Below are 23,455 nucleotides of genomic sequence, written 5' to 3'. Positions count from 1 at the left end.
AAGCCCGAATTGGGCTTTTTATATTGAATGAATATAGTTAAGCTCTTCATCACTCAACATAGGGCGAACAGATGCATTTGCATTTTCTTGTGCTTGTATTCCTGTTTTGGCACCAGGAATTACAACACTTACTGCCGGATGAGAGAGTACATAGCGAAGTGCAAGTTGCCCTAAGGTCTGATTTTTATTTGAGAGCAACCGAAGTTTCTCTACAGTTTGTAAGTCTTCTTGAAACCAAGTTTCATTTGGCCAATCTTTGCGTAAATCTCCATCCGGAAAAATTGTTTTATTTGTGAATTTTCCAGTTAAAATGCCCATTTTTAATGGACCACGAATAACAGCTCCTAAATTTTTCTCTTGTAAAAATGGTAATATATCTTTTTCTGGTTTTCGATTTAATATATTGTAATCAAGCTGTACGATATCAATTTCGTTGTTGTTATTGAAATGATGAATGTATTGTAAATCATGAGTCGAAACACCGACTGCTCTTACTTTGCCATCACGTTTTAATATGTCAAATGCACGTAGAAATGCTTCTGTTTCCCTACGATTATGCCACCAAATATGACAAAAATAAAGATCAATATAATCTGTTTGAAGACGTTGTAAACTTGTTTCGAATACGGCGATGATTTTTTCGGGAGTATCATATACAGGAACTCCATTAGGGTCGTAGTGATGCCCGATTAAACCACCTTTCGTTGATAGGATAATATCATTGCGATGTCCTTTAATCGCGGTAGCCACCAACTTTTCGCTATGTCCTAAACCATACACATCCGCAGTATCAATAAAATTCACACCACACTCAATTGCTTTTTTTATAGCGGTTATAGATTGTTTATCGTTAACAGGTCCCCATTCATCACCACCGATTGCCCATGCGCCAAAACCTATTTCAGAAACAGTTATTCCAGTTTTACCTAATGTGCGGTAATGCATATTTCTCCTCCTTGTAAGCATGTTATAACATGGATATGTGGGCAAGGAATTTTTTGTGTGAAAAAACTCTTCTACAATAGTAGAAAAAGAATTACAGAAACTACTATTTTATAGCAGCATGTATAAAAAAAAACGGTGTAAATATGGAAATGTCGTCGAATGCTATCTTTAATTGGTTAATTTATGGGATATTTTTGTGAAGGAGTTTATTTTATAAGAATAGAATTTAATTTAGTAAGAAAACGTGCCGATGGTAGTGAAAAATATGGGTTAGGGGGATTTGAATGAGGAAACTCAAACGAGTAAATGTTCCTAATATACCAGAGCAATTATCACAACCTAGTGACAAGCGTAGGATAAATAAAAAGAAGTTAAGGCGACTTATTTTAATGGTCCTTTTTATTGCGGCAACTACTCTTTACGTTCAATATATTTTAACGAAACAACAAGAAGTAATTGATAAAAAGAAAGATACGATTACGGATCAAAAGAAGCAATTAGTATCTTTAAAGAAAGATAAAGATTCTTTAAAGACTAACATAGAAAATTTAACAGACGATGAGGAAGAAATTTTGAAGTTAGCGAGAAAAGAGTATCAATTTTCTAAGTCAAATGAAACTATATTTGTGATGCCAAAGTAATAAAAACAGTTAGCCATTGAACTGCACCCCCAATTGTTAGACACCGTCTAACAATTGGGGGTGCAGTTTTTTATGTATGAATGTCATGGTACAAGGAACAATCACATATTGTAGAAATAAAGAGTTTAAGCTATTTTCATAAATATGGAATATGCACTAAAATAAATGTTGTTAAAATTCTGTCAATTATATTATAATACAAGGTAAGCGGATACATTTTTTAATCAACGTTGAGTTCCTCGCTCATACGACTATTAAGAAACCCGTTATCCTTGTATAAGAAAGGAAGATAGCTGTGTACGCTTCAAATACAATTTATATCGTAGGGGATGCGAAAGCACCTCAAAATAATCCCATTACTGAAAAGTTTAAAAGCTATTTCGTAGCATTTATACTTGTTAAGGATACAGGGGAAATTGTAGATGCAGACTGCTCAGCGACAATTGCATTAACATCTCAATTTGTTAAATATTTATTTCTACATAAAAATATAAATGACCCGGCGTTAGTAATGGAAGTAAAGAACCGATATTTCGGTTCTTCTCAAAAAGCGTTACTTGTAGCGCTAAAAGATGCACAGAAAAAATATAATCAGATTGCTGCTTTGTCTACTCAATCATAGACAAAATCCAGCCGTAAGAATCATTCTTATGGCTGGATTTTTTTATTTCACATTATCGTCCTACATTAAAAGTAAACGAAAACAAAGTAGAGAGATAGAAGAGTAAATGCCCAATAGGTTTACCCAATAATCCGTGGGTATAAACCTCCGGTGGATTAAAATTTCACTTCATTGGAGAACGAAAGGATGAACAAAATGAAAATTACAGATGTAAAAGTAAATCGTAGACGTGTAAAACTGCATACACCGTTTAAAACCGCGCTTCGTACTGTAACCGAAATTGAAAGTATAGATGTTTATATTCATACAGACGAAGGAGTGATTGGTAAGGGGGCTGCAGCCGCAACGCCAGTTATTACGGGGGATTTCACCAGCGGAATGGAAGAAGCGATTTTAGGGCCGATGCGTTCATGTTTAATTGGTCAAAATATCATTCAATTTCAGCAGTTACTACAGCGCATTCAAATGAGTTGTATTGGAAATTCAAGTGCGAAAGCAGCGGTAGATATCGCTTTATATGATGTATATTGCCAATATCAAAATGTGCCGTTATATGCATTGTTAGGCGGGAAGAAAGAAATTCATACCGATATTACAGTGAGTGTGGATGAGCCTGTATTAATGGCAAAAGAAGCGAAGAAACATATAGAAAAAGGATTTCAAACATTAAAGATTAAAGTGGGTAAAGAGGCGCATTTAGATTTGGAACGTATTGAGGCAATTCGAAATGTGGTACCAAGAAATACGACATTACGTTTAGATGCGAATCAAGGTTGGAGTCCAAAAGAAGCGGTTTCTATCATTCAAGAGATGGAAAATCGTAATTTAAATATAGAATTTATTGAACAACCAGTACACGCGAAAGATTGGGATGGGTTAAAGTACGTCAAAGATCGTGTGCAAACGCCAATTATGGCCGATGAAAGTATATTTTCAGCAAGTGACGCATTAAAGCTCGTTCAAGGAAGATATGCAGATTTTATTAATATTAAATTAATGAAATGTGGTGGCATACGTGAAGCATGGCGTATTGCTGATATCGCAGAAACAGCTGGTGTGAAGTGTATGGTGGGCAGCATGATGGAGTCTTCACTTTCCGTTAGTGCTGTTGCGCATTTAGCGGCAGCGCATCCTAATATTCATTATTTTGATCTTGATGCACCGCTTTGGTTAATGGAAGAGCCAGAAGGAATGACTTATTCTGGATCAAAAGTAAACCTTCAATCGACAGTGAATAGTAAATCTTAGGAGAAGAGACAAGTAAACTATCTTTTAAGGGGGATATATATGAAAAAAGTAGGAACTGCATTTTTAACAACTTTATTTATATTTTCATCGTTTACATCGGCAAATGCTGAAGAAAAGAAGGATAATAAAGCATTTATAGATGTATCTGCTGCAACGTTATGGACAGCACTTGATTCATTAAGACCAATCGATACACCGAGTGCAACAAATCCAGTGGATCTATGGAAATGGACGAAATCAATGACACTTGACGAGAAACTATGGTTAACAAATGCAAATAAATTAGAAACACAAGCTTTACTCGGTCAAGAAGTAACTGTTATTGATAAGAAAGGCGAATGGGTGAAGGTATTAGTGCATGGACAGCCAACACCACGAAATGAAGAAGGTTATCCGGGCTGGATGCCTGAAAAACAATTAACATATAATCAAGAATTTGCAGATAAAACAAATGAACCTTTTGTCTTAATAACTAAACCAACAGCGATTTTATATATAAATCCTTCTGAAAAACATAAATCACTTGAAGTCAGTTATAATACAAGACTGCCGCTATTAAGTGAAGACACAATTTCATACCGTGTATTGTTGCCAAATGGTCAGAAAGCATGGCTACGAAAAAATGATGGAACAGTTTACCGATCTCAAACTGATATTCCAACTCCGGCGGCCAATGATTTAATTAACACAGGGAAAATGTTTTTAGGCTTACCGTATATATGGGCTGGTACAAGTGGTTTTGGATTTGATTGCTCTGGCTTCACACATACGATCTATAAATCGCACGGCATTACAATTCCGCGAGATTCTGGACCGCAATCAAGAGCAGGGGTTGCAGTTGATAAAGAAAATCTACAAAAAGGAGATTTAATTTTCTTTGCACATGATCAAGGGAAAGGTAGTGTCCATCACGTTGCAATGTATATTGGTGATGGCAATATGATTCACTCACCAAGAGCTGAAAGGTCGGTAGAGATTATACCGCTAAATACACCAGGATATATAGAAGAATACGCTGGTGCTCGTCGTTACTTACCTTAAAAATAGAAGGGGGTTTTTAAATGAAAAAAGTTGTTCGTTACTCATTAGTTAGTACTCTATTAGTTTCTTCATTTTTAGTTGGTTGCGCAAAAGAAAAAACTGCAACAAAGCCGAAAGATGAGAAGAAAGTATTACAGTTACTAGAAACAGGTGAAATTCCGTCGTTAAATTCAGGGAAAGTAACAGATGCAGTCTCGTTTAACGTTTTGAATAACGTAATGGAAGGACTATTTCGTCTATCGAAAAATGATGAAGTAATTGAAGCCGGCGCACAAAAATATGAAGTGAGTAAAGATGGAAAAACATATACATTCCAATTACGTGATGCGAAATGGTCTAACGGAGAGCCAGTAACCGCTCATGATTACGTATACGCTTGGAAGCAATTGGTAAATCCAGATACTGCTTCTCAATATGCATACATTGCGTACGATGTAAAAAATGCTGAGAAGATAAATAAAAAACAACTAGGTCTAGATGAATTAGGAGTAAAAGCGAAGGATGATAAAACATTCGTCGTAGAGCTAGAACATCCTGTACCGTATTTTACGAAATTATTAATTTTACCATCCTTCTATCCAATTAACGAAAAATATGCGAAAGAGCAAGGTGATAAATATGGATTAGAAGCAAATAAAGCGGTATATAATGGACCGTTTACATTATCAGAGTGGAAGCATGAAGCTAGCTTTACAATGAAGAAAAACGATAAGTATTGGGATAAAAAAGAAGTGAAGTTAGATGAAGTAAACTATCAAATTGTAAAAGAAATTTCAACTGCGGTAAATTTATATGAAACAGATAAAGTTGATAGAGCTGTTATTTCTACAGAATTCGTAGATAAATATAAAAATAATAAAGAGTTAAAACAATATACAGATCCAGTTATGTACTTCTTCCGATTTAATGAAAATGTACCGATTCTTAAAAATAAAAATGCACGTCTTGCGCTAAGTACAGTTTTTGATAAGAAGGGACTCGCAGATTCATTTTTAAATGATGGATCGGTTGCAGCAAACTATTACGTACCAAAAGGATTTTTAAAGGGCCCAGATAAGAAAGATTTTAGAAGTACGGCTGGTGAGTTTAATAAGACAAATGTAAAACAGGCGAAGGAATATTGGGAGAAAGCAAAACAAGAGACAGGTACAAATGAAGTGACGTTAGAACTATTAAATTATGACTTGGAAAACTTTAAAAAAGTTGGAGAGTACATTAAAGAGCAGCTTGAGAAAAACTTACCAGGATTAAAAGTGAATGTGAAATTACAACCACATACGCAAAAATTAGCACTTGAGAAGAAGAAAGAATATGAAATGTCGTTATCACGCTGGTTACCAGATTATCCAGATCCAATGACTTACTTAGAAGTATTCCTTTCTGGAAGTAGCGTCAATAATACAGAATATGCAAACCCAGAATATGATGCGTTAATTAAGAAGATTAAAACAGAATTAGGTAATGATGAAAAGGCTCGCTGGAAAGCAATGCAAGATGCTGAAAAAATGCTACTTGATGATGCAGTAATTGCACCGGTATTCCAGCGCGGATTATCTTACTTACAAAAACCATATGTGAAAGATTTATATGTACATCAATTTGGTCCAGCTACAAGTTTAAAATGGGCAGATGTACAAAAATAAAAGAATGGAGAAACAGACTTCATGTATGTGATAGTCTGTTTTTCTTATTTAAAGTTAGAAAAATAGTTCATGGTATAATTTATTAGTCTGTAAACAGTATTTGGAGGGGAAATGATGTCTATGTTTGAAGAAGAGAAAGTAATTTATACAAAAAGATTATTTATGAGGAAACCAATTGTAGAAGATATTAATCAGTTTTATAACATATTAAAAAAAGATACTGTTGGCAAATGGTTGGCTAAATCAAGAGGAATGTCGAAGGAAGAAACAAATGATTATATTGGGCAACTTATCTTACATTGGGAACAGTATGACTTCGGGGTATGGTTGTTATTTAATAGTGAAACAGGAAAGCTTTTAGGACATTGTGGTTTAAGAAAGGTAGATGAAACAGGTGCAATAGAAATTATGTATCTCCTTGACCCAGAACATTGGAGGAATGGGTATGCATTAGAAGCAGCAGAGGCTTCCATTAAATATGCAATAGAGACTTTGAATGTAACAAGAATAATTGCTAGAGTTAAAGTAGCAAATGAGAGCTCGAAAAAACTTTTACGAAAGCTCGGGTTTATATATACTCATGAAGTTAATCATAGCGGGCGTTTATTATCATATTTTGAACTTCATACATCATCCGAAGAATTCTAGACATTTCATATGTTTTTTTATTGTTAAAAAATAAAATTATTACTAAAATTCCAGTGTGAAATTTATGTAGAATCTTGTATAATTAACATGTTTCTATGGAAACATTTTCTTGCGCTATTTATATAGGGCTTAATAGAACAAGGAAGGAAATACATACATGTATATAATAGATAAATAGAATGGGACATGTATAGAGACAAAGGAGAGAAAAGATGACGTGTCAAAAACAAGGGTTACAATTTAATAACGATAGAAAGAGGGACAGAAGATGAAAATGAAGCATGCTTTTGGTCCTATAATTTTAGCATGTGTGCTTTTTTTCATTATCATTCTAATCCCATCGAAAAGTTTAGTATCGCTTATTAGTGATAAGAAGGTAGAAGATGCGGCAACTTCTTTACAAAAAGAGAAATTACAAAGTGTTTTCTTACAGCAAAAAATGTTAGAGAATTCACAGTATTTACCGATGTACGGTTCATCAGAATTTTTACGAATGGATGCATATCATCCGTCTAATTATTTCAAAGTAAATCCAGCTGGTTTTACACCGTTTTTAATTGGAACTGGCGGTACACAAAGTTTAGCTCATATTTTAAATATGACATCTACTATGGATGAATTAGAAGGTAAAAAAGTAGTCTTTGTTCTTTCACCACAATGGTTTACAAAGACTGGTGTCTCACAAGGGGATTTCACTAATAATTTCTCCAAACAACAAGCATATCATTTTATTTTTAATGATAAGATAAATCCAGAAATGAAAAAGCAAATCGCGAAACGGCTATTAGATTATAAAGTTGTTCAAGAAGATGATATATTAAAAAATTCATTAGAAGGTATTGTATATAATGATACGAAACATAACATAAAAGCAGGTTTAGTTAAACCACTTGCTTATATGCATCGAAATATTTTAGATCATAGAGATATATTTAACTCTTTATTTAAAATCGAACCGATGAAGGAGAAAACAAATATCGGACTTCGTTCAATTTCTTGGGAAGACGCACGTAAACACGCAGAACAAGAAGGGAAAGCTGAGTCTACTACAAATACATTCGGAATTGAAAATCCGTATTATCATAAGAATAATCTGAAGAAAAAACTAAAAGGTTTAAAAAACTTTAGAGCAAATGAAACATATGATGAATCACCAGAATACGATGATTTACAAATTATTTTAGAGTTATTTAAAGAGAAAAATGTCAAACCACTCTTTATTTCTGTACCTGTAAATGGGCCTTGGTATGATTATACTGGCTTCCCGAAAGAACGCCGTGAAGTGTATTATAAAAAAGTTCGAGAACAGGTTGAGAAAGCAGGATATCCAGTAATTGATTTCTCTGGTCATGAATATGATAAGTATTTCTTAAAAGATACGATTCATTTGGGCTGGAAAGGTTGGATTTATTTTGATGAAGCAGTGCAGAAATTTTATTCTGAGAAATAAAGTATAGAAATCGGAATGGCTATGAGCCGTTCCGATTTTTTTAGTATAGAGGATTTTGGTGAGGACAATTTGGGAATGCATGTATATCTTGAATCTGTCTATAATCATAATGTTTCATTGCAAACTGAGCTTGATAAAGGTATTCATACACATATAATTGACCATCATGCGCTGAACATAATACACCAGAAGTTCCTTGCCCATTTATGAAGGAAATGCCGATAGGGCGTCCGATTAAGTACGGTATTTTTTGCTGCCAATGCATAGGGGAATCACTCCTTTTTGAGATAATATACGAAAGAAATGATCAAATGGTTGCTTATCCATGTAAATGTAGATGGAAAGGTATTATATAATTCCTGAAGATTAATTCATATATAAATAAAAAACCGCTATAATTCCGAATGAATTTATAGCGGTTTTTATTATATTCTTAAGCGAGATTTTTACGCTTTTTTGTCCATTTTTTTATAACGAAGTATAAAAGTATAAGTACGACGCCACCAATTGCGAATGATTTCACATACGGACCAGCAATATCATTTATATTCTCCCAATTTTCACCTAGTTTTTCACCTAAATAAATGAAAATAATAGACCAAGGGATAATCGCAAGTGCTGTTAATGTAGTGAAACGTAGTAATGGCATTTTTGTAATACCAGCAGGAATTGAAATCGCATGACGCACTACTGGAATGAAGCGTGCTGTAAAAATGACGCCAGTTCCGTAACGATTAAACCAATCTTCTGCAGCATCTATTTGTTTTTTATGTATGAAAATATATTTTCCGTAACGTTCTAATATAGGGCGTCCGCCGTATCGTCCAAGCCAATAAATAAAGATTTGAGCAATAACACCGCCAATTGTACCGAATACAACAGCGCCTATAAATGAGATACTTCCATTGAATACTAAGTATCCTGCATAAGCAAGGACAATTTCACTTGGGATAATTTCAATCATAAGTCCAAGCATAATGCCCCAATAACCTAATCCTTCAAAAAACGTTAATACTGAATGAATAAAACTACTTAACATTGTTGCACCTTCTAGTTTATGAATTTTTGAGTATAAGAACCTTTTATTTAATGACGTAAAAGGTTCACTATATGTAGATTATACCTTATTTACATAGGGGATTGCTATTTCAATTCTTTTATGTCTCTCATAATTATTATAGTAAAAGATATAAGCCACGTTTTCATGAAGGGTTAATGAAAAGATTATTAAAAATTTGTCATAAAAAATAGAAGCATTTCTGCTCCTATTTTTTAAGGCTTCACATCTAAGTTCTGTAAAAATAAAGTTGCTGTTACGTAACGTTTTGCTAACATTTGTACATATGCGGTATGTACAGAAAGGGTCGCAATAATAATAGCGTTACGAATTGCTTCGCGTTGTTCGTTATTAATTTGATCGAACTTGCTTGCGATTTTATCAGCTTTTTCTTTTACGATGTTTTCAATTGTATGAACGGTATCTGTTGCATTTAATTGTAAGCAATTCCCTTGATTGAGTTCTTCAAATAGAGAAGAGTATGCTACATATAAATGAACAGGATTGATTAAATCATCACTTCGATCGGCTGGGTCATTTACAATAAGGCGTAATAGCTTACGAATGGATTCAAAATCAAGTGCTGTTTTTAAATCTTCGACAATAAATAGTAAGGCTGCTTGTTCAATTGAATATTTTTTCCCCTTTTGAGGAGAGCCAATCATTTCTTTTATATCTCGTTTCACCCAGTTTTGCATAGCAGTTACAGAGAAACTTGTGTTTTCAATCTGATTGCCAAGCGCAACTATTTCATTTAAAGAAAAACCGACATCAGTATCGTCAATTTTAATCAGCTTTTCAAAAATAGGTGAAAGTGCGGTAGTAATAAAAGCTGTAACGCTTTGTCCGCTTTCAATATCTTTTTTATGTGACTTTGCCCAAGCTTCTTGTAAAATACCGAGAGGCTTTTTCGTATTCCATCCTCTTAGTGATAGAAGAAGGGTAGCCATTTCGTTTCGTGTGAGATGAAATGTTTCCATCTTTTCACCTCCAAAATAATAAAAAGTTCTTATGAACTTATAATATGTTTTGTTTCATTTAAAGTCAATTCTGTTTTGCTTAATTTTTCCTTTGTCACCAAACTGTCGGAAGTAAATAATACTTGCATATTTCGACAAAAGTTCATATAATAAGTTCATAAGAACCTTTAAAATGTTCTTAAAAACAAATCTATCATTCTGAATTTACTAGAAAGATAGATTTCACATATATCTATATAAAAGGAGAATGGATATAATATGTTGAAAAAACTTGTAGCAGTAATGACAGCATTCATGGTTATCTTTGGGGCTAGCAGCTTTATGTTCGTAGATCATGCGGCAGCGAAAAGTTACAAATCTGGTAAAAAATCATTTACACCAAGTTCAGGTCAAAAGTCAAAAGTTGATTTAAACAAAAAAGACTCAAATGTAAATTCTCAAAAAACGACTCCAGATTCAAAAACGAAAGCAACAAATACAGCACCAAAAAGTAATAAAGGAAGCTTTATGAAAGGTTTATTACTAGGTGGTCTTGGTGGTTTACTAATGGGTAGCTTATTTGCAAATATGGGAGCTCTTGGTTCTGTATTAGCGTTTATGGTAAATATGTTAGTAATGGCTGGTATCGTAATGTTAGCAGTTCGTGCATTTAAATACTTCAAAGACCAACGTAAGAAGAAGGCAGATGAAGTAGCATGGAAACAATAAAAATTTCTGAACAAGAGCTTATAAATGCGCTTTGTATATATATCGCTGAAAAAAGACAAGTGGGTCCAGAAGAAGTATTAGTTGAACTTATGTATGATGATGACTACGGTTTCTCTGCGGAAGTAGAGGTAAATGGTCGCCAGCAAATTTTAATTCAAGCAAACTTAATCGAAGCTTTACGCTTATTGCTTGACAGAGAATATAATGTCAATCCATTCGCAGCGAGATTGCAACTTGAATTAGATGATGAAGAAGGAATTTACGCATTAGCGAAATTTAATAACTCAGATGAGTAGAGAAAAGAGCTGTTGAGAATAATCTCAGCAGCTCTTTTTAGTATGTGCATATGTAGAAGAATAATCACGCCAAATTTCATTCATTTTTCGTCTACCGATATCTACCATCGGATTAAACTGAATTGCAGCTTTTTGACGAACAAAGTGAACGTTTTGCATGGCGTGAGATAATTGTTGGTCGACTATATCACGTTTTTTACTTGCATATTTTGCGATAGATAGACCTGCAACTGTTCCTTGCGCCATCGCAATTTTTCCGCTTTCAATGCCTGTAATATTGCCAGCTACAAATAAACCAGGAAGAGGAGTTTCCATTGTTTCGGAATGGAGAGGAACGTGTCCGCCTAATTCTGAAATGTAATGGAAGGGACAACCGGCTACAGCTGCAAGTTCGGCAAGTGGGTATAATCCCCCGGCAATACATACAAAATCTGCTTCATATATTTTCTCTGTTCCATTAATAACATTTCCTTTAGAGTCAATATTAGCAATACGTACACCTTCAACTTGATCTGTTCCGATAATTTCAAGAGCTGCTTTCCGAAGGTGAAGTGGCGTTCCGTTTATTTTCATTCCGTTGTTTGGATAGAATGTTAATCCAGCTTTTCGAATCCAATCAAATTTCATAAAGTGGCTACCTATTCGCAAGAAAGCAGAAGGAGCGAGGTGAGCTACATTTAAAAGAGAGTTTAAAACTTCTTCAGGTTCACCAGCTTTTTGACTTAACTCGCTTTTCTCAGGGAGTACAATATGATCCACTGTAATTCCCGCTAATTGCAATTCACTTAAAATGGCGAAAGACAAAATGTTAGCACCAATAATAATTCCTTTTTTTCCAACTTGCACGCGATGAACATTTGTCATAACTTGAGCTGCTCCAATTGACATCACTCCTGGAAGTGTCCAGCCAGAAAGGGGAATAGAATATTCCGCAGCTCCAGTAGCAAGTAGTACGAAAGGTGTTTCTAACGTACCGATATTAGTATGTACAAACCAATTGTTTTCATCTCTATCTAAATTATAGACCGAAACACCGCACCTGATATGTACTGAAAGTGATTCTGCTTCTTCATGAAGTCGCTTCGATTCTTCTATTCCGTTCCACCATTCTCCAGTAGGCTCTTGATGCAACTGTCCTAACAATCTCCCGCCCGGCTTCATAAATTCATCAATAACGAGCACTTTTAGTCCGAAACGAGCACAAGAGATAGAAGCAGATAATCCCGCTGGCCCTGCACCTATAATAATTACATCACTCATCGCTTTTTCACCATCTCTCTCACGATATTCGGATGCTGTTTCCCGCTTTCAACAACCATGTTTTCTTCTACAACAGTTAAGCATGCGCGTACATTTGTTTGATTATTTACTGTCACGCGGCATTCGGAACAGTGCCCGATATTACAATAAATACCTCGCGGTGTTCCGCTATCTTCATGAACTCTTAATGTCCGTATTCCATTTGCTAACAGGGCAGCAGCTATCGTTTCATGTTCATATGCTTCGTATTGATGACCGTTAAATTGAAAGGTAATACGCTCACTACTTTGTAAAGTACCTAAAATAGGGTGATGTGTAATTCTACTCATTTACTTTCACCTACTGATCCAAAAGTAACTGCACGTATTGGTGGTTGATATTTTAACGGTAGTTCATTAAGAGTTACGTCAGGATTCGCATTTTCAATCATTCGATCTATCATTATTCTGCATGTGCGCCCACCGCAAAATCCCATGCCAGCACGTGTTCTTAGTTTTAATTCTCTTGCCGAGCAGTTATATTCAGCAATTGTCGATTGAAGTTGCCCATATGTAACCTCTTCACAACGACAAACGATTAAGTTGTTTTTATTTGTCATGTGTATTCCTCCTCTAGTTCGATTTTCACAAATTATATATGCAAAAATCATGCCAATATAGAGAGGAGATGGCTACCTGTAAACGCCTGATTGGTGCATAATGATTCTTTATTGAAGTCCAAGTTTCTTTAAACGGTTATATAAAGTAGCCCTTGTTACGCCAAGTTGTTTTGCGCATTCTAATTTATTCCCATTTAAAATTCGTAAAGCCCTTTCAATAACTTTTTTCTCATGCTCATCCATCTCTTCTTGTAAAGAAAGGATTGTATTATTGTTGCTGAGTAATAGGGAATGAGCTGTATGGTTGTCTAAAGTTTCAGTCGTATGAAATGGTAGATATTCTTGTTTTATAATTCCGTCTGTTGCGAATACCACAAGCCGTTCAACAACGTTTCGAAGTTCGCGAATATTACCTGGCCAATTGTAATGAAGCAGTTCATGCATAATGCTTGAAGGTAGGTCACGAATTGGTCGGTTATAGTTGATTGAAAAATCATTTAAGAAAGAATAAGTTAATTCAATAATATCCTCGCGTCTTTCGCGCAGCGGTGGAATATGCAGGCTAACTACATTTAAGCGGTAATATAAATCTTCTCGGAAAGTTCCTTTTCTCATTTCTTCTTGTAAATCACGATTTGTAGCAGCGATAATGCGGAAATCAATATTAATTTCTTTTTCACCACCAACTCGGTAATACTTTCGCTCTTGCAGTACACGTAACAGTTTTACTTGCATATCAAGTGGCATTTCACCTATTTCATCAAGAAATAAAGTACCGCCTTGCGCGAGTTCAATTTTCCCTTTTTTTCCTTTACTATTTGCTCCAGAAAACGCCCCACGCTCGTAACCGAATAATTCACTTTCAAATAACGCTTCTGGAATTGCCCCGCAGTTAATCGAAATGAAAGGCGCCTTCGCTGCCTCACTTGCTTCATGAATTGCTTTCGCAAATACTTCTTTTCCAACTCCGCTTTCCCCAAGTATTAAAACAGTTGATTTTACCGAACAAACTTTTCTAGCTAATTGTATCGTTCTTTGTATAACAGGACTTTTCCCATTCATCGCAAGGAATGGATCGGATTCATCTTTATACTTTGCCACTTCTTGTTCTAAACGGTGCATTTCATGTGACATATTAAATAGTTTTTCATTTAAAGCGACTTGATTTGTAACATCTGTTTCTGAAACGACTGCTCCTATAATTTCATCATTACAATAAACTGGATTTGAATTAATTAATACGAATAAATCGGGACGAGGCTGATGGAACTGAGCGACTATGCTTTTTCCATCATGTAAAGATTGTAAAATTTCCAAGTCTTTATAATCAAAAAAACGAGTAATTGGTTGCCCAATAATCTCATTATGGTTTACTGAAAATATTTTTTCAGCGCCATCTGTCCAAGTTCGAACGTATTCTTTACTATCAATGACTGTAACAGAAGAGTCAGTTGTTTGTATTACAGTGTCATAAAATGACTGTAGTTCATTGTAGGACTTATAAAGAAATGGAATCATTTGCTGAGAAGTTATACAGCATAGCGGCTCATCGTTTTCGTTAAGGATGATAACAGCTAATTCATAAGAAAAAGCGTCAATTAATGCAGTGAATGAGTCATCTACATAAATAATTGCGCAATTATATTCTTCTGTAGTAGAAGGGAGATAATAAAACCTTTCGTTTATTTTCTTAATGCGATCAAGGCTACATGTATGATTGATTAAAGCGCTTTCCAAAAATTCTTGTATAGTCGGAAATGAAAATGCCATAATGTCCTCCTGTTATGTATAAAAATTTTGACAGTGATAAAAAAATAATACACCTATTTACTATAAATTTAAAATATTTTTACAAATAAAAATATTATTTATAAAAATTGTATATGTACAGAATTGGCACGTCAATTGCATAAAAGAAAGTGAGAGGTTTAGGGAAAGGAGGAGTATAGTGTGAGGCACTGCGACGTTTTAATTATAGGTGGTGGAATAATAGGGTGTTCTATCGCTTATTACACTTCAAAATACGGAAGAGATGTAACAATCATTGAAAAAGGAGAATTTGTCAGCGGGACGTCTTCACGGTGTGATGGGAATATTTTGGCCATTGATAAAGACCCAGGGTTTGATAGTCAAATGTCTTTAGTAAGTCAAAAATTAGTAACTGATTTAAGTGAAGAATTAGAGCATTCATTTGAATATAGGGCACCAGGAAGTATTCTCGTATGTGAGTCAGACGAAGAGATGGAAGCTGCGCAGCAATGGGTAAATCGGCAAAAAGAAGCTGGATTACCGTTTCGAATGCTTGATAGGCAAGATATAAGAGAAGAGTCGCCTTTTTTTGCTGATGATTTATTAGGCGGTTTAGAATGTGCGACGGATTCAACTGTGAATCCATATCTCCTTGCATTCTCGCTTCTGTCAGAGGCACAAAAGTTTGGCACAAAAGCCTTTAAACAGACCGAAGTAAAGAGTATAAACATAGATACGAATGGTTCATTTGTTGTAGAAACTACGAATGGAACTTTTACAGCACAACAAGTTGTAAATGCAGCCGGTGTGTGGGCTCCTAAGATTGGTCAGATGTTAAATATAAATATACCAATTGAACCGAGAAAAGGGCATATTATTGTAGCTTCAAGGCAACAACACGTAGGGTGCCGTAAAGTAATGGAATTCGGTTATTTAATTTCTAAATTTGGCGGAAAACGAAAAGTAGATGCTTTAACTGAAAAATACGGGGTTGCGCTCGTATTTGAGCCTACTGAAAGTCAAAATTTCTTAATTGGAAGTAGCCGTGAATTTGTAGGGTTTCATACGAGAATAAACAATGAAGTCATTAAATGTATTGCAAATAGAGCGATTCGCTTTTATCCGAAAATGGCAGATATGATGGTAATTCGTTCTTACGCTGGTTTACGTCCGTGGACAGAAGATCATTTACCGATTATTTCACGAGTGGAACATATTCCAAATTATTTCATTGCCGCTGGGCATGAAGGGGATGGGATTAGTCTTGCAGCAGTTACTGGGAAAGTAATTGAAGAGTTATTAAATGAAAAAGAGACAATTATTCCTATTGAACCACTTCGTTTGAGTCGTTTTACAGAAAGGGTGTTAAACGGATGAAGTCACAAAGAGTCTTTACGACAATTGATACACATACGGGTGGGAATCCAACGAGGACATTAATTAGTGGACTTCCAAAGTTGATTGGAGAGACGATGGCAGAGAAGATGTTACATATGAAAAAGGAGTATGATTGGATTCGAAAATTGTTAATGAATGAACCGCGTGGTCATGATGTAATGTCAGGGGCATTATTAACAGACCCGTGTCATCCTGAGGCTGATATAGGTGTTATATACATAGAGACAGGTGGATATTTACCGATGTGTGGTCACGATACAATCGGTGTATGTACAGCGTTAGTTGAATCAGGTTTAATTCCGGTAGTTGAACCAATTACTTCTTTAAAACTAGATACACCGGCTGGCTTAGTTGAAGTAGATATTGCTGTTCAAGATGGAAAAGCAAAAGAAGTATCTTTCTGTAACATACCAGCTTTTTTATTAAAAAATATTACTGTACAAGTGAAAGACATTGGAACTATAGAAGCTGATATTGCGTATGGAGGGAATTTTTATGCCATTATTGATGCGAAATCAGTAGATCTAGAATTAGTACCAGAAAATGCATCTACAATCATCGATAAGGCGATTCATATAAGAAACACAATTAATGAGAAGTTTGAAATCACTCATCCAGAGTATTCGTTTATAAGAGGATTAACACATGTTGAATTTTATACAGATCCTACTCATGAATGTGCGCATGTGAAAAATACAGTTGTTGTACCACCAGGCGGAATAGATCGATCTCCATGCGGTACAGGAACATCTGCGAAGCTAGCTGTATTATACGCTCAGAAAGAAATCGAAATTGGTGAAGAGTTCATTCATGAGAGTATCGTTGGTTCTTTATTTAAAGGATATGTCATGAATACGACACATGTTGAAAATATTGAAGCTGTCATAACGAAAATTACGGGATCAGCTTGGCTTATGGGTATGCATAGATTTTTTTACAATGAAATGGATCCACTTAAAGAAGGATTTTTGCTAATTCCGCCGATGGAACATGAAACGGAGGATATAAAATGAACATTCAAAAAATGTATACAGCAGTAGACGTACATGTAAATGGCGAGGCATTTCGTGTAATGAAAGACGTACCATGCAAATACTACTACAGTTTGGAGCAATTAAATGAACAATTTTCAGGTGAATTAGCAGAAGAGATGAAGCTTTTATTAAATGAACCACGTGGTTTTATCGGTTTGAATGGGTGCATTGTCGTTCCATCTATCCATAATGAAGTGGATGCAGCTGTATTATTTTTTAATCATGAAGGTTCGATTCCGCTTCATTATGGAGGCATTGTTGCAGTAATAACGATGTTACTCGAAAGTGGGTATTTAAAAAAGAGAGAGTCCAATCAATACAAAATTGAAACGTTATCTGGAATATTTTTAGTTCATGCGTATGTAGAGAATGATGAAGTTATATCGGTTTCGTTTGAAAGCAAACTATGCTATTTGATTGAGGAAAATTTACAGGTTGGTAATGTAAGTTATTCTCTCATACAAGCAGATAAAGTATATGCAGTTGTAGAAAAAGGTGCGTATTCGCCAGAAATTCGTGTTGAAAACATTTCAGAATTGAAAAGATGGGGAGAAGCTACACTGCAGGCTATACAAAAACAGTCGCTAATAAAAAGGCTTATTTTAGTAGATCCTTCGCAAAAAGAAAAGAACCATATAAAGTCGATTACATTTCATGAAGATAACTTTATCGTACGTTCGCCAGGTTTTGTTTCTACTATCGTTTCCTATGTTCATGCGTTATTTAAAAATGATTATATGGCGGATAAACCTTTTAAAAATGAAAGTATATTTAATAGTTTTATAACTGTGGAAAAAGTGAAGAAGGAGGAACTAGGATACATTTTCCGTTTTGAAAGTAGAGGATTTATTACAGGAATGCAGACGTTTCTATTAGACCCTACGGATCCATTTCCGGCAGGTTTCTTATTAAAATAAAATGTGATAAGGAGAGATAAATATGCAAAAAATTAAAGGGGCATTTCCAGTATTAATAACACCGATGGATGAATTTCAGGAAATTAATTGGGATGGGGTAAAACAAAATGTAAATTACTTTATCGAACAAAAGGTTGCAGGTGTCATCATTAATGGAAGTACAGGAGAGTTTGTAAGTTTATCAAAAGAAGAACGATTTAAAATGGTAGAAACCGTGTTGAAAGAAATTGATGGCCGTATTCCAGTCATTGTTGGAACTGCAGCAGAGACGACGAAAGAAACAATTGAATATACGAAACATGCAGAAGCGCACGGAGCGGATTGTGCATTAATTATAAACTCTTACTATTGTAAACCGAAGGAAGAGGAGATTTATTTTCATTTTAAAGAAATCTCAAATTCTGTAAATATACCAATTATGCTATACAATAACCCATTTACTTCTGGTGTTGATATGAGTACAAAGCTAATGCTCCGTATTGGAAAAGAGTGTGAAAATGTTACACATATTAAAGAATCTAGCGGAGATATTCGAAAAGCGAGAGATTTAGTAAGACAAAGTGAAGGGGCTTTCCAAGTCTTCTGTGGTTCTGAAGATTTAGTTATGGAATCATATTTAGTTGGTGCTTCGGGATGGGTTTCAGTAGCAGGAAATATCGTTCCCGGTCTCGTTACAAAAATGTATGAGCATTTTCAAAATGGTGAATTAGAAAAGGCGTGGGAAATAAACGATGCTATTTTACCACTTTGCGAGTTTCTTGAAGGATCAGGGAAATATGTTCAAATCGTTAAACGTTCCATGGAATTACATGGGCAAGCGGGAGGACCTTCTCGCTATCCAAGACTAGGATTAACTGTTGACGAGGATCAAAAGCTTCAAACGATTTTATCAAATATTGCAGCTCATGTAGCTGTTTAAATAAGGAGGAGAACATAATGTTAAAGACAAATATTGAGCTGAAACCAAAAGTGGAAGCGTTTTTAAATGAAGAAATTAAAATGTTTATTAATGGCGAATTTGTTGCTGCTATTGGGGGAAAGACGTTTGAAACGTATAATCCAGCTACAGAAGATGTTCTAGCTGTCGTATGTGAAGCGCAAGAAGAGGATATTGATGCTGCAGTAAAAGCGGCAAGATCTGCATTTGAATCCGGTCCGTGGGCAGAAATGACTACTGCTGAAAGAGCGCATCTTATTTATAAATTAGCAGATTTAATTGAAGAACATAGAGAAGAATTAGCGCAACTAGAAGCTTTAGATAATGGAAAGCCATATCAAGTAGCACTTGATGATGATATTTCAGCAACTGTAGAAAATTATCGTTATTACGCAGGATGGGCTACAAAAATTATTGGGCAAACAATCCCAATTTCAAAAGATTACTTAAATTACACGAGACATGAACCTGTAGGTGTTGTAGGTCAGATTATTCCGTGGAATTTTCCGCTCGTTATGTCTTCTTGGAAAATGGGAGCTGCACTGGCGACAGGTTGTACGATCGTATTAAAGCCAGCAGAGCAAACGCCTTTATCTTTACTATATACAGCAAAACTTTTTAAAGAGGCTGGATTTCCAAACGGTGTTGTAAACTTTGTACCAGGCTTTGGTCCTGAAGCAGGAGCAGCAATTGTAAATCATCATGACATTGATAAAGTTGCTTTTACAGGATCTACTGTTACAGGAAAGTATATTATGCGTCAGTCTGCAGAAATGATTAAGCATGTAACGTTAGAGCTTGGCGGCAAATCACCAAATATCATTTTAGAAGATGCGGACTTGGAAGAAGCAATTAATGGTGCATTCCAAGGTATTATGTATAATCACGGTCAAAATTGTAGCGCAGGATCACGTGTATTTGTTCATCGTAAACATTATGAAACTGTAGTAGATGCACTTGTGAAAATGGCGAACAACGTAAAGCTTGGAGCAGGTATGGAGAAAGGAACGGAAATGGGTCCACTCGTATCTAAGAAACAACAAGAGCGTGTGTTACATTACATTGAGCAAGGGAAGAAAGAAGGTGCTACAGTTGCGGCTGGTGGCGAACGTGCGCTTGAAAAAGGTTATTTCGTTAAACCAACTGTATTCAAAGATGTTACAGACGATATGACAATCGTTAAGGAAGAAATATTTGGACCAGTTGTTGTTGTACTTCCATTTGATTCGACAGAAGAAGTAATTGAACGAGCGAACAACTCATCCTATGGCCTTGCTGCGGGTGTATGGACGCAAAATATCAAAACGGGTCATCAAGTGGCAAATAAATTAAAAGCAGGAACAGTGTGGATTAATGATTATAACTTAGAAAATGCAGCTGCACCATTTGGTGGATACAAACAATCTGGTATTGGCCGCGAATTAGGTTCATATGCGCTTGATAATTATATAGAAGTGAAAAGTGTTTGGGTAAATATAAAGTAATAGGGTGTTTTACTGACAAAAATTGAGGGATGAAATAATGAAAGATGCGGACAACTAGAAAGTTTGATAATAGTTGTCCGTTTTCTTATATACAAAATTGCTTTTCCAAAGAATGATAAGGGGGATTTGGATGGAGAATTTAGTAGAATGGTTAGTAGGGCAAGTGTGGAGTATCGGTTTAGTTGTTTTTGCATTAGGGGCAGGCGTATATTTCACGATTGCAACACGCTTTTTGCAAATTCGTTATTTTAAAGAGATGATTAAACTATTATTTGAAGGAAAGAGTTCAGAGACGGGAATATCATCTTTTCAGGCATTTTGTTTAGCCTTATCGGGAAGAGTGGGAATTGGTAATATTGCAGGGGTAGCGACAGCAATTGCTTTCGGCGGGCCTGGAGCTGTATTTTGGATGTGGGTAATGGCTTTGTTAGGGGCAGCGAGCGCGTTTGTAGAATCAACATTATCTCAAGTATACAAAAGTAAAGTAGGGAATGAATATCGCGGCGGTACTCCATATTTCATTGAGAGAGGTTTAAAAATGAAATGGTTTGCAGTCATTGTAGCGGTAGTTGTAACACTTTCATATGGCGTGTTATTACCAGGTATTCAATCTAGTAGTATCGCAGTTGGATTCGAAAACTCTAATGGTATTAGCAAATATATAACTGGTATATTTTTAGTCGTGTTACTAGCAGCAATTATTTTTGGTGGTGTAAAGAGAATTGCCGGTGTTTCTCAAATGCTTGTGCCATTTATGGCAATTGGTTATGTAATTGTTACATGTATCATATTAATTGCGAATGTAACGGAGATTCCAAGTATGTTTGCTTTAATTTTCTCTAGTGCATTTGGTGTAAATGAAATGTTTGGTGGAATTGTTGGTGCAGCTATTGCATGGGGCGTAAAACGCGCTGTATTTTCAAACGTTGCTGGTGTCGGAGAAGCGACGTATAGTTCGGCGGCTGCTGAAGTATCGCATCCTGCAAAACAAGGATTAGTTCAAGCGTTTTCCGTATATATCGATACAATTGTCGTATGTACAGCGACAGCTCTTATGATTTTAATAACAGGTATGTATAATGTTATACCTGAAGGGAAAACCGCTATTGTACAAAATATAGGAAATGTGGAAGCTGGTCCAATTTATACACAACAAGCAGTTGAAACTGTGATAACAGGGTTTGGTCCAATATTTATTTCAATTGCGATTTTCTTTTTTGCATTTACAACGTTACTCGCTTATTACTATATCGCTGAAACGACACTTACTTATTTAGATCGTCAATTGAAGTATGGCTGGTTAAAACCAGTTTTAAAATTTGGATTTTTAATTATGGTTTACATCGGTAGTGTTGAATCAGCGTCGCTTTTATGGAATCTCGGAGATTTAGGAATCGGTAGTATGGCATGGTTAAACTTAATCGCGATTCTATTATTAAGTAAAATCGCATTAAAAGTGTTAAAAGACTATGAAAGGCAGAAAAAAGAAGGGAAAGATCCAGTATTTAATCCTAAAAATGCGGGGATTGAAGGATTAACATTTTGGGAAGAAAGAAGTAAAGAGGTTGAAAGAAAAAGTTCTAGAGAAAAAGTTATTGTAGATGATAATTTAAAATTATAACGTAAATTAACTGAAAATTCTTAATTTAAAAGAAGGTATATTGCCTCCATTTCATCACATACTACAATAGGTATGGATAATATGACTGGAGGGAATAAGATGGAACATGAGCAACATAGTTCGATAAATGATATTCTACATCATTATAAAGAAGGTATAGGTAGTTTTACAAATCAAATTCCTGAAATCGCTGAGACATATAATGCGTTCACGCAAGCTTGTTTTCAAGAGGGTGCTTTAACAAAAAGAGAAAAGCAACTTATTGCATTAGGAATTAGTTTAGCAACGCAAGATGAGTATTGTACAATTTATCATACAAAAGGTTGTCTTGATCAAGGATGTTCAGATAAAGAGATTCTGGAAGCATGTGGTGTTTCAGCAGCATTTGCTGGCGGAGCTGCGATGAGTCAAGCGGTAACTTTAGTGCAAGAGTGTTTAACAGAACTGAAAAATCAAAAGCATTGAATAAAAAAACGTTTTAAACTTTATGTTTAAAACGTTTTTTATTTGAAATTAAATTTGTATTCAATTTAATATGCTATATCTTCATAAATAGATTTTTCTACATCAGGAAGAACTGTGTATATACTCTTACCCATTAAAGCTTCTAATTCTTTCTTAATCGCATAAAACCCTTTCCAATGTAAAGATGTATGAGATGTTGTACCATGACGCAAACCAACAGAAATTAATCTTCTTTCCAGCGTAGTAAAGCCACCCGCATCAGCAAGAGCGTCACAAAGAGTAATTACTTTATTGTATAAGTCGTAGTTACAATGTTCATTTAATATTTCAACTAACCGGCTTCTCATATGGTCAGGAACGAGACTCCATTCCGCTGCGATATCTATATGTTCATTTTTGCATGGGAATGAGTGTGTCACACAAATAACAGCGTTTCCTGTATACCCTAAATCATTCATATACATATAACCATCATAGGAATGAATGACCGATTTGGTAAAACCTTTGTATCTTCCGATATCATGCAAAAGGGCAGCGTTATATGCTATGTCAGCATCTAGGTTATACCCATTTTTAATAAGTTCTATAATTATGTTTTCAGTTGCATGAGCAACATGTAGTGAATGTTCAAACCAAGGGCCCGGGTTTTGTTCATATGCCCATTCGAGTAATTCTTTTGCGTACGTTCTATCTAATATATATTTCATATCGTT

25 protein-coding genes are annotated in these 23,455 nt (G+C 35.3%); 16 read left to right on the top strand and 9 right to left on the bottom strand.

Translation table 11 applies throughout. The features are described 5' to 3' along the window. Positions 1 to 18 precede the first annotated feature (18 nt). Positions 19 to 945: an aldo/keto reductase gene (locus tag GD442_RS13355; protein ID WP_000559357.1), complete on the bottom strand. Its 927-nt coding sequence runs from the start codon at positions 943 to 945 to the stop codon at positions 19 to 21. Positions 946 to 1,229: 284 nt separating this feature from the next. Between GD442_RS13355 and GD442_RS13350 the strand changes: the two genes are divergently transcribed. The 7 genes from GD442_RS13350 to dltD all read left to right on the top strand — a co-directional run bounded on the left by GD442_RS13350 (position 1,230) and on the right by dltD (position 8,238). Then, the gene (locus tag GD442_RS13350; RefSeq protein ID WP_001228727.1) at positions 1,230 to 1,586 is read left to right on the top strand and encodes an FtsB family cell division protein; all 357 of its coding nucleotides are present in this window, start codon (positions 1,230 to 1,232) and stop codon (positions 1,584 to 1,586) included. Positions 1,587 to 1,881: 295 nt separating this feature from the next. After that, the gene (locus GD442_RS13345; protein ID WP_000271312.1) at positions 1,882 to 2,208 is read left to right on the top strand and encodes a DUF3870 domain-containing protein; all 327 of its coding nucleotides are present in this window, start codon (positions 1,882 to 1,884) and stop codon (positions 2,206 to 2,208) included. 186 nt (positions 2,209 to 2,394) lie between these two features. After that, entirely contained in the window at positions 2,395 to 3,456 is a 1,062-nt protein-coding gene (locus tag GD442_RS13340) for a dipeptide epimerase (RefSeq protein ID WP_001038463.1), read from the top strand. Between the two features lie 39 nt (positions 3,457 to 3,495). Beyond that, positions 3,496 to 4,497: a C40 family peptidase gene (locus GD442_RS13335; protein ID WP_000755413.1), complete on the top strand. Its 1,002-nt coding sequence runs from the start codon at positions 3,496 to 3,498 to the stop codon at positions 4,495 to 4,497. Positions 4,498 to 4,517: 20 nt separating this feature from the next. Continuing rightward, positions 4,518 to 6,140: a peptide ABC transporter substrate-binding protein gene (locus GD442_RS13330; protein ID WP_000758260.1), complete on the top strand. Its 1,623-nt coding sequence runs from the start codon at positions 4,518 to 4,520 to the stop codon at positions 6,138 to 6,140. Positions 6,141 to 6,254: 114 nt separating this feature from the next. Then, the gene (locus GD442_RS13325) at positions 6,255 to 6,788 is read left to right on the top strand and encodes a GNAT family N-acetyltransferase (protein WP_000061617.1); all 534 of its coding nucleotides are present in this window, start codon (positions 6,255 to 6,257) and stop codon (positions 6,786 to 6,788) included. A gap of 268 nt (positions 6,789 to 7,056) precedes the next feature. After that, a complete protein-coding gene (gene dltD / locus GD442_RS13320; RefSeq protein ID WP_000782309.1) occupies positions 7,057 to 8,238 on the top strand; it encodes a D-alanyl-lipoteichoic acid biosynthesis protein DltD in 1,182 nt (393 codons plus the stop codon). A 40-nt stretch (positions 8,239 to 8,278) separates the two neighbouring features. Here the strand turns inward: dltD and GD442_RS13315 are convergent, their stop codons facing one another. From GD442_RS13315 to GD442_RS13305, 3 genes are all read right to left on the bottom strand, one after another. Further along, a complete protein-coding gene (locus GD442_RS13315) occupies positions 8,279 to 8,503 on the bottom strand; it encodes a hypothetical protein (protein WP_000558689.1) in 225 nt (74 codons plus the stop codon). 168 nt (positions 8,504 to 8,671) lie between these two features. After that, positions 8,672 to 9,277 carry an undecaprenyl phosphate transporter UptA gene (uptA, locus tag GD442_RS13310; RefSeq protein ID WP_000952913.1) on the bottom strand — a complete coding sequence of 202 codons (606 nt, stop codon included), beginning with the start codon at positions 9,275 to 9,277 and terminating at the stop codon, positions 8,672 to 8,674. Positions 9,278 to 9,510: 233 nt separating this feature from the next. Beyond that, the gene (locus GD442_RS13305; RefSeq protein WP_000447231.1) at positions 9,511 to 10,275 is read right to left on the bottom strand and encodes a DUF1836 domain-containing protein; all 765 of its coding nucleotides are present in this window, start codon (positions 10,273 to 10,275) and stop codon (positions 9,511 to 9,513) included. A gap of 258 nt (positions 10,276 to 10,533) precedes the next feature. Between GD442_RS13305 and GD442_RS13300 the strand changes: the two genes are divergently transcribed. Next, positions 10,534 to 10,983 carry a hypothetical protein gene (locus GD442_RS13300; protein WP_000914478.1) on the top strand — a complete coding sequence of 150 codons (450 nt, stop codon included), beginning with the start codon at positions 10,534 to 10,536 and terminating at the stop codon, positions 10,981 to 10,983. Next, positions 10,971 to 11,279, top strand: a complete 309-nt coding sequence (locus tag GD442_RS13295; protein ID WP_000447747.1) for a YxcD family protein — start codon at positions 10,971 to 10,973, stop codon at positions 11,277 to 11,279. Before GD442_RS13300 ends, GD442_RS13295 begins: the two co-directional genes overlap by 13 nt. Positions 11,280 to 11,303: 24 nt before the next feature. Here GD442_RS13295 and GD442_RS13290 read toward each other — a convergent pair whose 3' ends face one another. The 4 genes from GD442_RS13290 to GD442_RS13275 form a co-directional block, all read right to left on the bottom strand. Continuing rightward, complete coding sequence (locus GD442_RS13290; RefSeq protein ID WP_001286096.1) at positions 11,304 to 12,539, bottom strand: NAD(P)/FAD-dependent oxidoreductase; 1,236 nt, start codon at positions 12,537 to 12,539, stop codon at positions 11,304 to 11,306. Continuing rightward, positions 12,536 to 12,868: a (2Fe-2S)-binding protein gene (locus GD442_RS13285; protein ID WP_000087065.1), complete on the bottom strand. Its 333-nt coding sequence runs from the start codon at positions 12,866 to 12,868 to the stop codon at positions 12,536 to 12,538. The genes GD442_RS13290 and GD442_RS13285 overlap by 4 nt, the downstream gene beginning before the upstream one ends. After that, positions 12,865 to 13,137: a (2Fe-2S)-binding protein gene (locus GD442_RS13280; RefSeq protein WP_000182619.1), complete on the bottom strand. Its 273-nt coding sequence runs from the start codon at positions 13,135 to 13,137 to the stop codon at positions 12,865 to 12,867. The genes GD442_RS13285 and GD442_RS13280 overlap by 4 nt, the downstream gene beginning before the upstream one ends. 108 nt (positions 13,138 to 13,245) lie before the next feature. After that, positions 13,246 to 14,907 carry a sigma-54 interaction domain-containing protein gene (locus GD442_RS13275; protein ID WP_000885732.1) on the bottom strand — a complete coding sequence of 554 codons (1,662 nt, stop codon included), beginning with the start codon at positions 14,905 to 14,907 and terminating at the stop codon, positions 13,246 to 13,248. Between the two features lie 180 nt (positions 14,908 to 15,087). Here GD442_RS13275 and GD442_RS13270 point away from each other — a divergent pair, with 180 nt between their 5' ends. The 7 genes from GD442_RS13270 (at position 15,088) to GD442_RS13240 (ending at position 22,742) form a co-directional block, all read left to right on the top strand. Continuing rightward, positions 15,088 to 16,263 carry an NAD(P)/FAD-dependent oxidoreductase gene (locus GD442_RS13270; protein ID WP_001215261.1) on the top strand — a complete coding sequence of 392 codons (1,176 nt, stop codon included), beginning with the start codon at positions 15,088 to 15,090 and terminating at the stop codon, positions 16,261 to 16,263. Next, the gene (locus tag GD442_RS13265; RefSeq protein WP_000842048.1) at positions 16,260 to 17,297 is read left to right on the top strand and encodes a proline racemase family protein; all 1,038 of its coding nucleotides are present in this window, start codon (positions 16,260 to 16,262) and stop codon (positions 17,295 to 17,297) included. The genes GD442_RS13270 and GD442_RS13265 overlap by 4 nt, the downstream gene beginning before the upstream one ends. Then, a complete protein-coding gene (locus GD442_RS13260) occupies positions 17,294 to 18,235 on the top strand; it encodes a proline racemase family protein (RefSeq protein WP_001025560.1) in 942 nt (313 codons plus the stop codon). Before GD442_RS13265 ends, GD442_RS13260 begins: the two co-directional genes overlap by 4 nt. Positions 18,236 to 18,257: 22 nt before the next feature. Then, positions 18,258 to 19,154: a 4-hydroxy-tetrahydrodipicolinate synthase gene (dapA, locus tag GD442_RS13255; RefSeq protein ID WP_001169456.1), complete on the top strand. Its 897-nt coding sequence runs from the start codon at positions 18,258 to 18,260 to the stop codon at positions 19,152 to 19,154. A 17-nt stretch (positions 19,155 to 19,171) separates the two neighbouring features. After that, a complete protein-coding gene (locus GD442_RS13250; RefSeq protein WP_159365105.1) occupies positions 19,172 to 20,656 on the top strand; it encodes an aldehyde dehydrogenase family protein in 1,485 nt (494 codons plus the stop codon). Positions 20,657 to 20,786: 130 nt separating this feature from the next. Further along, positions 20,787 to 22,277 (top strand): alanine/glycine:cation symporter family protein, encoded by a 1,491-nt coding sequence (locus tag GD442_RS13245; RefSeq protein ID WP_000429525.1) that lies wholly within the window; start codon positions 20,787 to 20,789, stop codon positions 22,275 to 22,277. 72 nt (positions 22,278 to 22,349) lie between these two features. After that, positions 22,350 to 22,742, top strand: coding sequence for a carboxymuconolactone decarboxylase family protein (locus GD442_RS13240; RefSeq protein ID WP_001999958.1), 393 nt, complete (start codon positions 22,350 to 22,352; stop codon positions 22,740 to 22,742). Positions 22,743 to 22,807: 65 nt separating this feature from the next. On the opposite strand, the gene GD442_RS13235 is transcribed toward GD442_RS13240, so the two are convergent. Further along, positions 22,808 to 23,449 carry an HD domain-containing protein gene (locus tag GD442_RS13235; RefSeq protein WP_000875113.1) on the bottom strand — a complete coding sequence of 214 codons (642 nt, stop codon included), beginning with the start codon at positions 23,447 to 23,449 and terminating at the stop codon, positions 22,808 to 22,810. Positions 23,450 to 23,455 lie beyond the last annotated feature (6 nt).

This window comes from Bacillus sp. A260 (genome assembly GCF_009861435.1).
Lineage (GTDB): Bacteria > Bacillota > Bacilli > Bacillales > Bacillaceae_G > Bacillus_A > Bacillus_A cereus.
This window is presented reverse-complemented; position numbering and strand designations above follow the sequence as displayed.

What these genes read in the sequence shown, in the direction of transcription:
- GD442_RS13355 (WP_000559357.1), bottom strand. Translation starts at nt 945, where the DNA reads ATGCATTACCGCACATTAGGTAAAACTGGAATAACTGTTTCTGAAATA.
- GD442_RS13350 (WP_001228727.1), top strand. Translation starts at nt 1,230, where the DNA reads ATGAGGAAACTCAAACGAGTAAATGTTCCTAATATACCAGAGCAATTA.
- GD442_RS13340 (WP_001038463.1), top strand. Translation starts at nt 2,395, where the DNA reads ATGAACAAAATGAAAATTACAGATGTAAAAGTAAATCGTAGACGTGTA.
- GD442_RS13335 (WP_000755413.1), top strand. Translation starts at nt 3,496, where the DNA reads ATGAAAAAAGTAGGAACTGCATTTTTAACAACTTTATTTATATTTTCA.
- GD442_RS13330 (WP_000758260.1), top strand. Translation starts at nt 4,518, where the DNA reads ATGAAAAAAGTTGTTCGTTACTCATTAGTTAGTACTCTATTAGTTTCT.
- GD442_RS13325 (WP_000061617.1), top strand. Translation starts at nt 6,255, where the DNA reads ATGTCTATGTTTGAAGAAGAGAAAGTAATTTATACAAAAAGATTATTT.
- dltD (WP_000782309.1), top strand. Translation starts at nt 7,057, where the DNA reads ATGAAAATGAAGCATGCTTTTGGTCCTATAATTTTAGCATGTGTGCTT.
- GD442_RS13315 (WP_000558689.1), bottom strand. Translation starts at nt 8,503, where the DNA reads ATGCATTGGCAGCAAAAAATACCGTACTTAATCGGACGCCCTATCGGC.
- uptA (WP_000952913.1), bottom strand. Translation starts at nt 9,277, where the DNA reads ATGTTAAGTAGTTTTATTCATTCAGTATTAACGTTTTTTGAAGGATTA.
- GD442_RS13305 (WP_000447231.1), bottom strand. Translation starts at nt 10,275, where the DNA reads ATGGAAACATTTCATCTCACACGAAACGAAATGGCTACCCTTCTTCTA.
- GD442_RS13300 (WP_000914478.1), top strand. Translation starts at nt 10,534, where the DNA reads ATGTTGAAAAAACTTGTAGCAGTAATGACAGCATTCATGGTTATCTTT.
- GD442_RS13295 (WP_000447747.1), top strand. Translation starts at nt 10,971, where the DNA reads ATGGAAACAATAAAAATTTCTGAACAAGAGCTTATAAATGCGCTTTGT.
- GD442_RS13290 (WP_001286096.1), bottom strand. Translation starts at nt 12,539, where the DNA reads ATGAGTGATGTAATTATTATAGGTGCAGGGCCAGCGGGATTATCTGCT.
- GD442_RS13285 (WP_000087065.1), bottom strand. Translation starts at nt 12,868, where the DNA reads ATGAGTAGAATTACACATCACCCTATTTTAGGTACTTTACAAAGTAGT.
- GD442_RS13280 (WP_000182619.1), bottom strand. Translation starts at nt 13,137, where the DNA reads ATGACAAATAAAAACAACTTAATCGTTTGTCGTTGTGAAGAGGTTACA.
- GD442_RS13275 (WP_000885732.1), bottom strand. Translation starts at nt 14,907, where the DNA reads ATGGCATTTTCATTTCCGACTATACAAGAATTTTTGGAAAGCGCTTTA.
- GD442_RS13265 (WP_000842048.1), top strand. Translation starts at nt 16,260, where the DNA reads ATGAAGTCACAAAGAGTCTTTACGACAATTGATACACATACGGGTGGG.
- GD442_RS13260 (WP_001025560.1), top strand. Translation starts at nt 17,294, where the DNA reads ATGAACATTCAAAAAATGTATACAGCAGTAGACGTACATGTAAATGGC.
- dapA (WP_001169456.1), top strand. Translation starts at nt 18,258, where the DNA reads ATGCAAAAAATTAAAGGGGCATTTCCAGTATTAATAACACCGATGGAT.
- GD442_RS13250 (WP_159365105.1), top strand. Translation starts at nt 19,172, where the DNA reads ATGTTAAAGACAAATATTGAGCTGAAACCAAAAGTGGAAGCGTTTTTA.
- GD442_RS13245 (WP_000429525.1), top strand. Translation starts at nt 20,787, where the DNA reads ATGGAGAATTTAGTAGAATGGTTAGTAGGGCAAGTGTGGAGTATCGGT.
- GD442_RS13240 (WP_001999958.1), top strand. Translation starts at nt 22,350, where the DNA reads ATGGATAATATGACTGGAGGGAATAAGATGGAACATGAGCAACATAGT.
- GD442_RS13235 (WP_000875113.1), bottom strand. Translation starts at nt 23,449, where the DNA reads ATGAAATATATATTAGATAGAACGTACGCAAAAGAATTACTCGAATGG.